Source organism: Xanthomonas nasturtii, assembly GCF_001660815.1.
In the GTDB taxonomy this organism is placed as follows: domain Bacteria; phylum Pseudomonadota; class Gammaproteobacteria; order Xanthomonadales; family Xanthomonadaceae; genus Xanthomonas; species Xanthomonas nasturtii.
The window spans coordinates 23066-36654 of record NZ_LYMI01000039.1 but is presented as its reverse complement, the minus strand read 5'-3'; the positions used below and the strand labels follow the sequence as shown (position 1 = coordinate 36654).

10 protein-coding genes are annotated in these 13589 nt (G+C 65.0%); 7 read left to right on the top strand and 3 right to left on the bottom strand.

Going from position 1 to position 13589, the window contains the following annotated elements:
- Nucleotides 1-159: 159 nt before the first annotated feature.
- Both A7D16_RS14625 and A7D16_RS14620 read right to left on the bottom strand, forming a co-directional pair.
- On the bottom strand, nt 160-1650 hold the full coding sequence (locus A7D16_RS14625; protein ID WP_064633916.1) for an ATP-binding protein: 1491 nt from the start codon (nt 1648-1650) through the stop codon (nt 160-162).
- Nucleotides 1647-2366 carry a response regulator gene (locus tag A7D16_RS14620; protein ID WP_095522403.1) on the bottom strand — a complete coding sequence of 240 codons (720 nt, stop codon included), beginning with the start codon at nt 2364-2366 and terminating at the stop codon, nt 1647-1649. Before A7D16_RS14620 ends, A7D16_RS14625 begins: the two co-directional genes overlap by 4 nt.
- Before the next feature lie 137 nt (nt 2367-2503).
- On the opposite strand from A7D16_RS14620, the gene A7D16_RS14615 reads away from it, so the two are divergent.
- The 7 genes from A7D16_RS14615 (at nt 2504) to fghA (ending at nt 11875) form a co-directional block, all read left to right on the top strand.
- Nucleotides 2504-3604 (top strand): glycosyltransferase, encoded by a 1101-nt coding sequence (locus A7D16_RS14615; protein WP_064633912.1) that lies wholly within the window; start codon nt 2504-2506, stop codon nt 3602-3604.
- A 328-nt stretch (nt 3605-3932) separates the two neighbouring features.
- A complete protein-coding gene (locus A7D16_RS14610; RefSeq protein WP_239687012.1) occupies nt 3933-4370 on the top strand; it encodes a hypothetical protein in 438 nt (145 codons plus the stop codon).
- A 722-nt stretch (nt 4371-5092) separates the two neighbouring features.
- Entirely contained in the window at nt 5093-8671 is a 3579-nt protein-coding gene (locus tag A7D16_RS14605; RefSeq protein WP_064633909.1) for a PAS domain S-box protein, read from the top strand.
- 222 nt (nt 8672-8893) lie between these two features.
- The gene (locus A7D16_RS14600; protein ID WP_023905100.1) at nt 8894-9169 is read left to right on the top strand and encodes a metal/formaldehyde-sensitive transcriptional repressor; all 276 of its coding nucleotides are present in this window, start codon (nt 8894-8896) and stop codon (nt 9167-9169) included.
- 64 nt (nt 9170-9233) lie between these two features.
- The gene (locus A7D16_RS14595; protein WP_007974085.1) at nt 9234-10343 is read left to right on the top strand and encodes an S-(hydroxymethyl)glutathione dehydrogenase/class III alcohol dehydrogenase; all 1110 of its coding nucleotides are present in this window, start codon (nt 9234-9236) and stop codon (nt 10341-10343) included.
- 67 nt (nt 10344-10410) lie between these two features.
- Complete coding sequence (gene gfa / locus A7D16_RS14590) at nt 10411-10986, top strand: S-(hydroxymethyl)glutathione synthase (protein ID WP_064633908.1); 576 nt, start codon at nt 10411-10413, stop codon at nt 10984-10986.
- A gap of 58 nt (nt 10987-11044) precedes the next feature.
- Nucleotides 11045-11875 (top strand): S-formylglutathione hydrolase, encoded by an 831-nt coding sequence (fghA, locus tag A7D16_RS14585; RefSeq protein ID WP_064633905.1) that lies wholly within the window; start codon nt 11045-11047, stop codon nt 11873-11875.
- A gap of 192 nt (nt 11876-12067) precedes the next feature.
- Here the strand turns inward: fghA and A7D16_RS14580 are convergent, their stop codons facing one another.
- Nucleotides 12068-13477, bottom strand: coding sequence for an aminotransferase-like domain-containing protein (locus A7D16_RS14580; protein WP_064633902.1), 1410 nt, complete (start codon nt 13475-13477; stop codon nt 12068-12070).
- Nucleotides 13478-13589 lie beyond the last annotated feature (112 nt).

The window sequence follows — 13589 nt, the reverse complement described above, 5'->3', positions numbered from 1 at the left end:
AAAGACCTCGATAAGAAGCTCATGCGCTACATCCGCCAGTACAACAAAAACCCAAAACCGCTGAAATGGACCTTCGCTGATCCAACTCGACGCATCACATCCGATTCCTCGGATTCAGTGCACTAGGCGCCGCGCGATAAGCCGTCCTCCAGCCCAACCTCAGCGCCGCTCCGGCATGCAGGGCAGCCGCACGGTCACTCGCAGCCCGCCGCGGGCGCGGTTGTCCAGGCGCAGGTCGCCGCCGTGCGCCAGCACGATGCTGTGCGCTACCGACAACCCCAACCCGATGCCGCCGGTGTCGCGATTGCGCGAGGATTCGCCGCGCACGAACGGCAGCAGCAACTGTTCGCGTTGGGTGGGGTCGATGCCGGGGCCGTCGTCGTCGATCCACAACACGCCGTCCTCGCCCTCGCGCTGTAGTTGCAGGCGTGCGCATTTGCCGTATTTCAAGGCGTTTTCGAGCAGGTTCATCACCGCGCGGCGCAATGCCAGCGGGTCGCCATCCAGGGTGATTTCCGGGCCGGGCAGCAGCGCGGCGTCGGCGCCGATATCGGTGGCGTTGTCGACCACGCTCTCTACCAGCAGGCGCAGATCCAGCGGCGCGCGTTCGCCGCGATGACGATCGTTCTGGATGAAGTCCAATGCGGCGGAAATCATCGCCTTCATTTCGTCGATATCGGCCAGCGCCTTGTCGCGCAGCGGCGGCTGCAGGCCATCCAGCCGAAACGACAGCCGTGCCAGCGGCGTGCGCAGGTCGTGCGCGATGGCCGCCACCATGTGCGTGCGTTCGTTGATCAGGCGGTTCAGGCGCGCCTGCATCGCGTTGAACGAGTCGGCCGCGCGCACGATCTCCGGCGGGCCGCTGCGTTGCAATGCGGCGGCATCGGGATTGCGGCCCAGGCGGTCGGCGGCTTCGGCAAAGCGCTTGATCGGCGCCGACAGTGCGCGCGAAAACCACCATGCCAGCGGTACGTTGGCCAGCAGGCCGGCCAGGAACAGCAGCACGACATGGGTCTTGAACTCGCCCGAGAGGCGTCGGCGCGGCGATTCCACCGTGCGCCAGCGGCCGTCGGGCTGCTGCAGCGCGGCGGTGAAGCCGTCCAGCAATGGCACGCCCGGGGTCAGGCGCTCGCTTTCCCAGGCGCCAGGGATCTCGTCCGGACGCAGGCCGTTGCCGAACGGCGCGCCGGTCTGGCGCGCATGCGCCCAGTCGTCCGGAAACGGCGGCAGATGCTGTGCTTCGTCTGCCGTGTCGGCCCTGGCAGCGGCGCCAGCAGCGGGCGAGCGCTGTGGCCGCAGCATGCCCTGCAGTGGGCCTTCGCGATCGTTGGCGTTGCGATAGAAGCGCACGTGGTGTTCGGGCACGTCCAGCCAATGGGCAAGCAGCATTTCGGCGAACGGGTCGCGCACCTGGCCTGTCGGCGGCAGTGGTGCCTGCGCCGATTCGCGCACTTTCAAGGTCTGGGTACCGGCCGGCATGCGGGTGGACAGCAACGCCACCACTTCCGGCGGATGCACCGGGGGCTCGTAGACGGGGGTGCGCATCACCAGCAGGGCAATGCCCACCGCCTGGGCGGTGAGCAGCGCCACCGCAAGCAACACAAAGGTCCGCGCAAAGATCGACAGCCCGCGACGTGCCGGTTTGCTCACAAGCGCGAGACGCCCGGCAGCAGCATGTAGCCTTCGTTACGTACGGTGCGAATCAACTCGGTATGGACGCGTTCGTTGATCTTGCGGCGCAGGCGGCTGATCTGGCTGTCGATGGCGCGGTCGTACACATCGGTGTCGCGGCCGCGGGCGTAGTCCAGCAACTGGTCGCGGCTGAGCACGCGTTGCGGGTGTTCGACGAAGGTGCGCAGCAGCGCGAACTCGCCATCGGACAGATTGATGAAGATGCCGGTGGGGTCGCGCAGGTCGCGGCGCACCACGTCCAGCCGCCAGCCGGCGAATTCGTATACATTGCCGCGCTGGTCGGCCTGCTCGTTGCTGGCCTGGCTGCGCCGCAGCAGGGCGCGCACCCGGGCCAGCAATTCGCGCGGGTTGCAGGGCTTGGCCAGGTAATCGTCGGCGCCCACTTCCAGGCCGATGATGCGGTCGGTATCGTTGCCCAGCGCGCTGAGCATGATGACTGCAGGTGAACCGCGCTCGCTGGCCAGGGCACGTGCGGCGCCCAGCCCGTCTTCTCCCGGCATCATCACGTCGAGTACGATGAGGTCCGGGCGGCGCAGCGCCATGGCCTTGCGCATCTCCGCCACGTTTTCGGCCACATCCACCTGGTAGCCGTGGGCGCTGAGGAATTCGCCGATCAGCTTGCGCAGGTCCGGGTCGTCGTCGACCACAAGAACGCAGGGTTGTTGCATGTCCATGGAAGTCATTGTCGGTCGCGCGGAGGTTGGCCCGCGCAGGGTGTTGGCTGCCGGATACATGGTGCTCGCAACTGCAAGGCTGGAACACGCATCATAATGATCGAATTTGTCAACCATTGGCACACGTGTAAAGCACCATGACAGAACGGAACATCGCGCAGGAATCCACCGCATCGCCACTGTGCCGCTGCTATGGCGCAGGCGCGCATGACAAGGCGTTTCCGATGATGCGGGTGATCAGTCGCGACAACGGTGTGGGCCTGACCCGCGACATGGTGCTGATGGCCGACACACTGCGCGCCGGCGGCGTGCCGGTGCAGGAAGTGGGGTTCACCAGCCAGCGCCTGCACGATACCGGGCGCGAGGCGCGCCTGTGGGCCAGCCGCGCGCTGTTCGGGCGGGTGCCGCTACAGATCTTTTCCGAACGCGTGTACAAGCGCTGTCTGTCCCTAGGGCAGATCAACCTGCTGGTGCCCAATCCGGAATGGTTGCTGCCCAAGTGGCTGCCGCTGCTGCCGAGCTTCGATGCGGTGCTGTGCAAGACCCACCATGCCGAGCGCATCTTCCGCAGCCTGGGATGCGCCACGCGCTTCATCGGTTTCACCAGCCCGGATCGCTACGATGCGCGCGTGTTCCGTCAGCGCGCGTTCTTCCATCTGGCCGGGCGCAGCACTGCCAAGGGCACGCGCGTATTGCTGGAGACCTGGCAGCGGCATCCGGAATGGCCACTGCTGACGGTGGTACAAAACCCGCGCACTGCCGGCAAGCCGGTGGTGGCGCCGAATATCGACCACCGCGTGGGATATCTGGACGATGCCGAACTGCGCCGCATGCAGAACGCGCATCTGTTCCATCTGTGCCCCTCGGAGGCAGAAGGGTTTGGCCATTACCTGATGGAAGCGCTGAGCGTGGGCGCGGTGACCCTGGCCACCGATGGCGAGCCGATGAACGAGCTGGTCAGACCCGAACATGGTGTGCTGATTCCCGTGGCCGAGGTGCGCCAGCGGCGCCTGGCGTCGTACTACTACGTGGACGCAGACGGCATTGCGCAGGCGGTGGAAACAGCATTGGCGCTGCCGCAGGCACAGCTGGACCAGTTGTCGGCCAATGCACGGGCGTTCTATCAGGCCAACGATGCGGCATTTGCCGCACGCTTTCGCAACGCGGTGCTGGCGTCGCTGCCGGAGCATGCGGTAGACCCCGCGGTGATCGTGGCGCCGGCTGCTGTAGAGAACTGACGGCTGTAGCGTTCGCGTCGTGCTCGCCGCACCTGTCGCATCGCGGAGCACTTAGATGTTCCGTCCCGGCGCTGTGGGTGCTGGCAAGCGCCACGACACGACGGCACGCGACGCGCGACGGCAAATGCACAGCACATCCAGCTGCAAATCTCCCCTGGCGAACGCAGCGCAGACCGCGTCCGCCAGCTGCGTGCGGTGCATGTAAGCCGTCATCCAGCCAGGGAAATTGGCGATGGTCCAGACACGACCACTGTCTGCCGTTACCACCGCAATGCTCGCAGCGCTCAGCCTGGGAGGCTGCGCCGGCCTCTGCGGCGCCGCACCCGATATGCCGCCGCCCCTCGCGGATCGTGGGCCGCCGCCGAATGCGGACACGTTGGCGGCGCTGCAGGCCTGCGCGCAGGAACAAGACATTGCGCTGGCACGGCCGCACGCTGCCGGGGCGGAACACGCTGCGCCGGATCGGCAACTGGATCGCGCGATTTTCGACGGTTGCATGGCGCGCAAGGGCATGGCACCGCCGCCGCATGCCGGCGATGCTAGGCCGATGGGCGCGCACGCCGATGGGCACGCATTCGACCGGCCTGATGCGCCGGAGCAACCGCCGCCGCACGATCGCGAGTTCGACGCTGCAGTGCAGGCTTGCGCGACCGCGCAACGCATCGCGGTGCCGCTCGCTGATGATTGGCCGCCGGGTCCGCCGCCCGAAGCGCTGGCGCAATGTCTGGACGACGCAGGATTCGCGCCGCCGCCGCACCATGGCTGAGATGGACGGGTGGCTTGCTGCAGGGGCCGCTAGCAGGCGTGCAGCGCGCTTGCGCGCGTTCGCTGGACACACTGGCGGTGCCGTCTGCACGATTCTTGGATGCCTACAGTTAGGTCGCTTCGCTGCTTGCGTTCGTCAGCGCGGTGCAGACGCGTTGCCGGACGCAAGGCAGCAGCGTTGGGCGTGGTTCGAGGCGCGCATCGTGCGTTTGTGTTCTCTCCTTCGCTAACAGCTTGCATGTCACTGATGCCCCCGCCAGCGAGCAACGTCTGCTTGTCGGCATCTCGCTGCGCGGCTATTGGCTGTTAGCAGCATTGATCAGTCGCGCATTGCGTTCGCCCTGCAAGCGGACGTTGCCGTAAAGCCCAAGTGCTGAAGGTTGGCCGCTGTTACTGCCGCACGCGATTGAGTGTTACGTTGCACTGGCGGTGATGCTTCAATTTTCCCTGCATCCAGGAATGGCTGGGAATCAACGTGTTTCGAAAGCGCTGGCGTGCTCTGAAGAAGCGGCGCGGTGTTCTCGGATCAGGCGAACATTCGCGCGCACGTCGTAGGTGTATCGCCCTTCTGCATGACGTCATAGAACGTCGCGATATTCCTAACGCGCTCCATGCATGTGTCGAGTTCGCTGCAGACACCTTGTTAGCTAGCGCGAAGGCACTGTTGCGGCTCGCCGATGGAGAGTGACCGCAAATGCTCTACGCAGGGAAGATCCGGTCAGGATGAATCAGACGCCTGACGACACTGCAGAAAACGATGCCGCGTTGCGTGCGGAACTGGCCGGCATGCGTCGGTTGCATGCGCTGCAGGTCGGGCTTGCGGCACAGGCCGATGCGCTGACGGCGCTGGACGACCTTGCCGCGCTGGCCTGCGACTTCGCGCGTGCTGAGTGCGGCTGCATCCAATTGGTGGATGCGCATAGCAGCGACATGCAGCTGCGTGTCTATCGCGGTCACGACGAGCGTAGCCCGTTCGTGCAGCAGTTTCTGAAGGACGGCTTCCAGGCGACCTGCGACATCCTGCGGCGGGAACGGCGGCAGCTGGTGATCGAAGACATCGAAGATGTCGGCCCGCTGCAAGGCACCCCGGATCACCATGCCGCGCTCTGCAGCGGCATTCGTGCTGCGCAGTTCACTCCGCTATTCAATCGTGCCGGCGTGTTGCTGGGTGTGTTGGGAACCCAGTTCACCGTGCCGTACCGGCCAGCGGCGCATGAGTTGCGGTTACTGGAGCTGTTGGCGTGGACGGCTGCCGATTATGTGGAGCGTTACCGCGCCGAGCTTGCACTGCGCACCAGCGAATCGCGGCTGGCGGCACTGTCGTTGGCCAGTTCCGAAGTGCACTACCGGATGAGTCCGGACTGGGGCGAAATGCAGGCGCTGAGCGGCAGCGGCTTTCTGGCCGATACGGCCAACCCCAATCGCTCCTGGATCATGGATTACATTCCGGATGAGGACAGGGAGTTGGTACAGCGCAGTATCGATGCGGGCATCCGCAGCAAGAGTGCAATCGTGTTCGAGCACAGGGTGCGGCGTGCGGATGGCAGTATCGCCTGGATCGCAACCAAGGCGGTGCCTGCGCTGGCTGCCGAGGGCCGTATCGCAGAATGGTCGGGCACGGCGACCGATATCACTGCACGCAGACAGGCAGAAGAACGCCTGCGCACCAGCGAGGCGCGCCTGGCATACGTCCTCGATCAGGTGCCGCTCGGCGTCGGCCTGTTCGACCTGCAAGGTCGCTTCACCTACAAAAATACGCAATTGCACGATCAGCTCGGTGAGCACATTCCCTCGCGCGACTCGGTGCATGGTGGGCGCTGGAAGGGCTTCGATCATCAGGGCAAGCCGGTTGCGGAGGAAGACTATCCAGGCATCCGTGCATTGCGTGGCGAAGACGCGACCCTGCCGGTGGACTTTCTTCTTCTGGATGGCGACACCGAGCGCTGGCAACGCGTCAGCGCCGTTGCGTTACGCGATGGCGACAAGCTGATCGGCGGGCTCACAGTCGTGCAGGAGGTGACGGAGCAACGGCGCGTGCAATCGGAACTGTGGCGGCTGGCCGAACGTAACCGCGAGATTCTTGAAAGCATTTCCGATGCGTTTTACGGCGTGGATGCGCAGTGGCGCTTCACGTATGTCAATCGACAGGCCGAAATAGTATGGGGGCGTCCACGCACAGACCTGCTTGGCAAGGTGTTGTGGGACGAATTTCCCGACACGCTTGGCTCGGCGGCGCATGCGGCGCATGTGCAGGCCGCGCGCACGCGGCAGATGGTGCGCGTGGATGCCGCATCGCCGGTGCGCGGGCATTGGGTCGACATCAGTATCTACCCCACCGGCGATGGCGGCCTGTCGGTGTACTTTCGCGACATCACCGACAGAAAACGTGCAGAGCAACAGCTGCGTGCCAGCGAAGAGCGATTCCGCACCGCCTTGACGATCGAAACCGTGGGCGCCACCTATTTCAATATGGAAGGCCGCCTGACCGACGCCAACGATGCGTTTGTGAAGATGACCGGCTATCGCCGCGAAGACGTGGACGCCGGGACGCTGACCTGGCAGAGCCTGACTCCGCCTGCATCCAGCGCGTTGTCCGCGCAAGCGTTCGACGAACTCAGGGCCAATGGCAGCACCAGGCCGTACGAACGCGAATACCTGTGCAAGGACGGCCGCAAGCGGTGGGCCTTGTTCGCCGCCAAACTGCTGCCCGACGGCACCGGTTTCGAATTCGTACTCGACATCACCGACCGCAAGTTGGCCGAAGCGGCGCTGCGCGAGGTGCAGGAACGCAGCGCATTCCTGTTGAAACTTTCCGACGCGCTGCGGCCGCTGGCGGATCCGGCGATCATCCAGGCCAGGGCCGTGCGTTTGCTGGGCGAACACTTGAATGCCGGCCGCGCCTATTACGTGGAAATGGACGCCGGCGCCAAGCACGGTGCGGTCGAGCGCCACTGGCATCGGCCGGGCGAGACCAGCCATGCGCCCCGGTTTGCGCCAACCGACTGGCCGCTGCCGTGGCTCGGCGACGCGCGCACCTGGGTGGTGCGCGATACCGTCACCGATCTGGCGCTGTCCGACGCGCAGCGTGCGGCCTATCTTGGCAACGCTATCGGCGCCTTGATCATGCTGCCGCTGATGAAGGGCGGCCAGTTGACGGCCGCCGTGGTGGTCGATCAGCGTAGCGCGCGCGACTGGACGCCCGGAGAGGTGCGCCTGGCCGAAGAAACCGCCGAGCGCACCTGGGCCACGCTGGAGCGTGCACGTGCGCAGGGCGCGCTGCTCGACAGCGAAGAGCGCCATCGCCTGATCCTGGCAAGTGCGCGCGACTACGCGATCTTTACCACCGACACGTCCGGCTACATCCAGACCTGGCCGCCGGGTGCCGAAGCGGTGTTCGGCTGGAGCGCCGAAGAAGCGGTGGGCAGGCACATGGCGATGACCTTCGTCGCCGAGGATCGCAATGCCGGTGTCCCGCAACGCGAGCTGGAACTGGCGCGCCGCAATGGGGTTGCACCAAACATCCGTTGGCATGAATGCAAGGACGGCCGCCGGGTCTTTATCGAAGGCGCCACACGGCCGCTGCGCGATGATGGCGACGAGCCATTGGGCTATCTCAAGATCGGCCAGGACGTGACCCGGCGGCGCCAGTGGGAAGATCGCCAACAGGTGCTGCTGGCCGAACTGCAACACCGCACGCGCAATCTGATGGGCGTGGTGCGCGTGGTCTTCAACCGCACCCAGCGCAGCAGCCAGACCATCGCCGAACTGGCGTTGGTCTACAACGACCGCCTGGATGCGTTGGCGCGGGTGCAGGGCTTGTTGTCGCGGTTGAACGAGGGCGATCGCATCGTGTTCGACGAGTTGATCCATGTCGAGCTTTCGGCCATGGACGCGATCGATGCGCAAGGGCGCGGCGAACGGGTGGTGCTGGATGGGCCGCGTGGCGTGCGGCTGCGCTCCAGCACCGTGCAGACCTTCGCGCTGGCCTTGCACGAGCTTGCCACCAATGCCAACAAATACGGTGCGCTGGCACAGCCCGGCGGCCGCTTGAAGGTGCGTTGGCGGCTGCTGAGCAGCGAGGGGCGAACGCGGTTGCGCATCGAATGGACCGAAACCGGCGTCGCGATGCCGGCACCGGGGCTGGCGCCGCAGGGCTCGGGGTACGGCCGCGAACTGATCGAGCGCGCGCTGCCGTATCAGCTGCAGGCCGACACCAGTTACGTGCTGGGGCCCGATGGCGTGCGCTGCACGATCGAGTTGCCGGTCTCGGAGAGCATGCGTCTGGACGACGACCAAGGCTAGGCCGGCGCGATTGCGTGCATCGCTGCGCAATCTGCGTGCTGCAGTGCGGCTAATGGACGCGTATCAGCACCGTTGCGGTGAGCGCGCAGCCCTGCGCCAGTGCCTTGTGCCGCCGCCAACAGCAGCGGTGGCGTACGCGTCGCGCAAGCGCGATGTTGCGCCGCCCATGGCTTTTTTCGCCCGAATCCATATACTGCCCCCCAGTATGTTGCCGGAGCCGTCATGCCGCATTCCCCGCAAGAGAAAAAGCGAGCGCTAGCGCGTGTGCGTCGTTTGCGCGGGCAGTGCGATGCACTTGAGCGGGCGCTGCAGGCAGGCGCGGACTGCGCGCCTGTCTTGCAGCAGATCGCCGCGATCCGCGGGGCCGTGAATGGGCTGATGTCGCAGGTGCTTGAGGCGCATATCCGCGAAGATTTCGGGCATGCCGCCACGTCCGATGCGCAACGCGCCGAGCGGGTGCAGGAACTGCTTGGCCTGGTCCGGTCTTACCTCAAATGAAACTCCCTCCGGGTCGGCGCATGCCGTGCCCGTCCTTGAATCCCATCGTCAGGAGCGTCCTCCAATGAAATCCCGTGCAGCAGTTGCATTCGGACCCGGCAAGCCGCTGGAAATCGTCGAAATCGACGTTGCACCGCCAAAAGCTGGCGAAGTGCTGGTCCGCATCACCCACACCGGCGTGTGCCACACCGATGCCTTCACGCTGTCCGGCGACGACCCGGAAGGCATCTTTCCGTCGGTGCTCGGGCATGAAGGCGGCGGCATCGTCGAACAGGTCGGCGAGGGCGTGACCAGCGTCAAGGTCGGCGACCACGTGATCCCGCTGTACACCGCCGAATGCCGCAAGTGCAAGTTCTGTCTGTCGGGCAAGACCAACCTGTGCCAGGCCGTGCGCGCCACCCAGGGCAAGGGGCTGATGCCCGATGGCACCACGCGCTTCTCCTACAACGGCGAGCCGATCTATCACTACATGGGTTGCAGCACTTTCAGCGAATACACCGTGGTACCGGAGATTTCGCTGGCGGTGGTGAACCCGGAGGCGCCGCTGGAAAAGGTCTGCCTGCTCGGCTGCGGCGTCACCACCGGTATCGGCGCGGTGCACAACACCGCCAAGGTCAAGCCGGGCGAAAGCGTGGCGGTGTTCGGCCTGGGCGGCATTGGTCTTGCAGTGATCCAGGGCGCGGTGCAGGCCAAGGCCGGGCGCATCCTGGCCATCGACACCAACCCGGGCAAGTTCGATCTGGCACGCAGCATGGGCGCCACCGATTGCATCAACCCGAAGGATTACGACAAGCCGATCCAGGAGGTCATCGTCGAGTTGACCGATGGCGGCGTGGACTTCAGTTTCGAGTGCATCGGCAACGTCAATGTCATGCGATCGGCGCTGGAGTGCTGCCACAAGGGTTGGGGCGAAAGCGTCATCATCGGCGTGGCCGGTGCCGGCCAGGAGATCAGCACCCGTCCCTTCCAGCTGGTGACCGGGCGTGTCTGGCGCGGCTCGGCCTTTGGTGGTGTCAAGGGACGTACCCAATTGCCGGGCATGGTGGAGCAGTCGATGAAGGGCGAGATCGATCTGGACCCGTTCATCACCCACACCATGCCGCTGGAAGAGATCAACGAAGCCTTCCACCTGATGCACGAAGGCAAGTCGATCCGCACCGTGATCCATTTCTGACCGTACGGCCAGGAGCGGCGCGCTGCCGCTTCCGTGCACGTGGTACCCGAACTCCGGGAGGGGCGTAATGACTAACGTGTCGATTCATCCTTCGGTAGATGGTGGTGTTACGCGTGGCAGCGCAGAAGGCTTTCAAGGGGGAACTCTTGAATTCCATTGCGCAACCGACAAGGTGACCGTGGACGTGGCGGCGCAGGCCGCGCACAACCATGCCTGCGGTTGCAGTAAATGCTGGAAGCCTGCGGGCGCGAAATTTTCGGTGGTGGCGGTGGCGCCACGCGACAAGGTCACGGTAACCGCGCACCCCGAAAAGCTGAAGATCGTCGATGAAAGCGCGACGATCCAGCGCCACGCATGCACCGGGTGCGGGGTGCATCTGTATGGCCGCATCGAAAACAAGGACCACGCCGTCTACGGTCTGGAGTTCGTGCACACCGAGTTGTCGAAGCAGCAGGGCTGGTCCGCACCGGGCTTTGCCGCGTTCGTGTCGTCCATCATCGAAACCGGCACGCCGCCGGAGCAGATGGAAGGTGTACGCGCCCGCCTCAACGAGCTCGGGTTGACCCCGTACGACTGCCTGTCGCCGGGGTTGATGGATGCGCTGTCGACCCGGGTTGCACGGCAGAAAGGCCTGCTGCATTGATTTGGCCAACCCTGCGGCCGGTAAGCCGGCTGCAGGGTTTCTCTTCGTAAGGAATCTCATGGAACGTATCGAACACCGCGCCTGCTTCGGCGGCTGGCAGGATGTCTATCGGCATCAGTCGCAGACCTTGAACTGCAGCATGACGGTGGGCGTGTATCTGCCGCCGCAGGCTGCCGATGGCCCGTTGCCGGTGCTGTATTGGCTTAGCGGCCTGACCTGCACCGAGCAGAACTTCATCGGCAAGGCCGGTGCGCAGCGCTATGCCGCCGAACATGGCGTGATTGTGGTGGCGCCGGACACCAGCCCGCGTGGCGACGATGTGGCCGACGCAGACGGTTACGATATCGGCAAGGGTGCCGGTTTCTACGTCGATGCCACCGAGCAGCCGTGGGCCGCGCATTACCGCATGTACGACTATGTAGTGAACGAATTGCCGGCGTTGATCGAAGCCAATTTCGCCACCACCGGCGTGCGCGCGATCAGCGGCCACTCGATGGGTGGCCATGGCGCCCTGACCATTGCGTTGAAGAACCCGGGCCGCTATCGCAGCGTGTCGGCGTTTTCACCGATCGTGGCGCCGAGCCAGGTGCCGTGGGGCGAAAAGGCCTTTGGTCAGTATCTGGGCGACGATCGTGAAACGTGGAAGGCCTACGACGCGACGGCATTGATCGCCGGAGCGCAGGAACGTTTACCGGTGTTGATCGACCAGGGCGAGGCCGACGAGTTTCTTGAAAACCAGCTGAAAACTGCATTATTCGAAGACGCCGCCAGGGCGGCTGGCTATCCGGTCACCGTGCGGATGCAACCTGGGTATGACCATAGCTATTACTTCATCGCCAGCTTCATCGGCGAGCACATCGCGCACCATGCTGCGGCGTTGCGTGTGTGATGGGTGCGGTGCGGTTGAGGGTGTGAGGGCTTCGTTCCGTACCCTCATCCCAACCCCTCTCCCGCAGGAGAGGGGTTCGCCCATGCGCATCTGAAAGTTCACGTCAAGCTAGCTGAGGCGATTTTTTTCTACACGTCGACGTTTAACGCTGACGCCACTGCCACTGCTAGAAAGTTGATGCCCACAGCGAAGCTAGCCCGCCACCTGCGCCGCAAGCTTTCCCAATCGACGCATCGCGCGTTCCAGCGTTTCGCTCCACGGCTGGCCGCAGGTCAGGCGTAGATGATCTGCGTAGTCGCCACGGCTGGAATACAGATGGCCCGGTGAAGTGCCGATACCTTCAGCCAATGCGGCTTCGAACAATGCCTGGCCACTTCCGCCATCAGGCAATTGCAGCCACAGCGATAACCCTCCCGCCGGGTCGCCGACCCGTGTGCCCTCCGGCCAGTGCCGCGCGATCGCATCGCGCAGGCGTTGCCCGTTGTTGGCCAGCGCGCTTCGCAGCTTGCGCAGATGCCGTTCCAGATCGTGATGCGCCAGGTAATCGGCCAGCGCCAATTGCGGCAGGCTGGCGCTGCCGACGGTGGAGAAATATTTGGCGCGCACCAGCGCGTCGGTCCAGTCGCCGCCGAGTAGCCAGCCCACGCGCAGGCCAGGTGCCAGGACCTTGGAAAACGAGCCGCAGGTGATCACGTTGGCATGGGTGTCGAAGTGGCGTAGCGGACGTGGGCGCTGGCCGGACCACTCCAGTTCGCCGTAGATATCGTCTTCGATCACCACCGTGCCATGGCGTGCGCAGCTGTCGAGCAATGCACGCTTGGCGCTGTCGGGGGTGAGGCTGCCATTGGGATTGTTGAAGTTGGGCACCAGCACCGCCGCGCGCACCGGCGTGCGTTGCAGCAGGGTGTCCAGGCGGGCGACATCGATGCCATGGCCGCTGCGGTTGGGCACCTCCAGTACCTTCAGGCGCAACGCGGCCACTGCCTGCAAAATGCCGTGATACGTGGGGGTTTCCACCAAGACGACATCGCCGGGTGCGGTGAGGGTGCGCAGCGCCAGGCTGATGGCTTCCATCGCGCCGGCGGTGATCACCACTTCTTCTGCAGCCACAGTGGTTGCGCAGTGCGCATAACGCTGCGCGATCTGTCGGCGCAGTGCGGCGTGGCCCTGTGGTGGTGCGTAGTCCAGCGCGGCATTGCGTTGGCGACGCAACTGACGCGACAGCGCTGCCGCCAGCTGCGTGGTGGGTAAGAACGCCGGCGCAGGGGTGGCGGTATGCAGCGGTAGCAGGTCGGTGCGGGCCAGGGTGTCGAGCACGCGTTGCAGGGCCGGGTTATCGACCATGCCCGGCTTGCGCCGCCGCGGCGCCGGGGCCGCCGCGGACAGCCCCGGCGCGGTGCCGCGAACGAAATAGCCGGAGCGCGGGCGTGCCTGCACGCGTCCTTCGCGTTCGAGCTGCAGACACGCCTGCACCGCAGTCGCCGCACTGATGCCGTGATTGGCGGCCAGCTGCCGGATCGATGGCAGGCGCTCTCCAGCGCGTAAGGTGCCGCGCTCGATCTGTTGTCGCAGCTGTGCGGCCAGCGATTCGTAAAGCAGCATGCGCAGGTGCCTTCCATCTGTATTGGTCGATTTGCAGCGTATCTGAATCTGTAACGGTCGTGGCCCGCACTGCATGCTGACGGTGCCGCGCAGCGTGCGCGCTCCGTTCTCT

Coding starts and splice junctions, on each gene's coding strand:
- A7D16_RS14580 (WP_064633902.1), bottom strand. CDS start 13,477: ATGCTGCTTTACGAATCGCTGGCCGCACAGCTGCGACAACAGATCGAG.
- A7D16_RS14615 (WP_064633912.1), top strand. CDS start 2,504: ATGACAGAACGGAACATCGCGCAGGAATCCACCGCATCGCCACTGTGC.
- A7D16_RS14620 (WP_095522403.1), bottom strand. CDS start 2,366: ATGGACATGCAACAACCCTGCGTTCTTGTGGTCGACGACGACCCGGAC.
- A7D16_RS14600 (WP_023905100.1), top strand. CDS start 8,894: ATGCCGCATTCCCCGCAAGAGAAAAAGCGAGCGCTAGCGCGTGTGCGT.
- A7D16_RS14610 (WP_239687012.1), top strand. CDS start 3,933: ATGCCGCCGCCCCTCGCGGATCGTGGGCCGCCGCCGAATGCGGACACG.
- A7D16_RS14595 (WP_007974085.1), top strand. CDS start 9,234: ATGAAATCCCGTGCAGCAGTTGCATTCGGACCCGGCAAGCCGCTGGAA.
- gfa (WP_064633908.1), top strand. CDS start 10,411: ATGACTAACGTGTCGATTCATCCTTCGGTAGATGGTGGTGTTACGCGT.
- A7D16_RS14605 (WP_064633909.1), top strand. CDS start 5,093: ATGAATCAGACGCCTGACGACACTGCAGAAAACGATGCCGCGTTGCGT.
- fghA (WP_064633905.1), top strand. CDS start 11,045: ATGGAACGTATCGAACACCGCGCCTGCTTCGGCGGCTGGCAGGATGTC.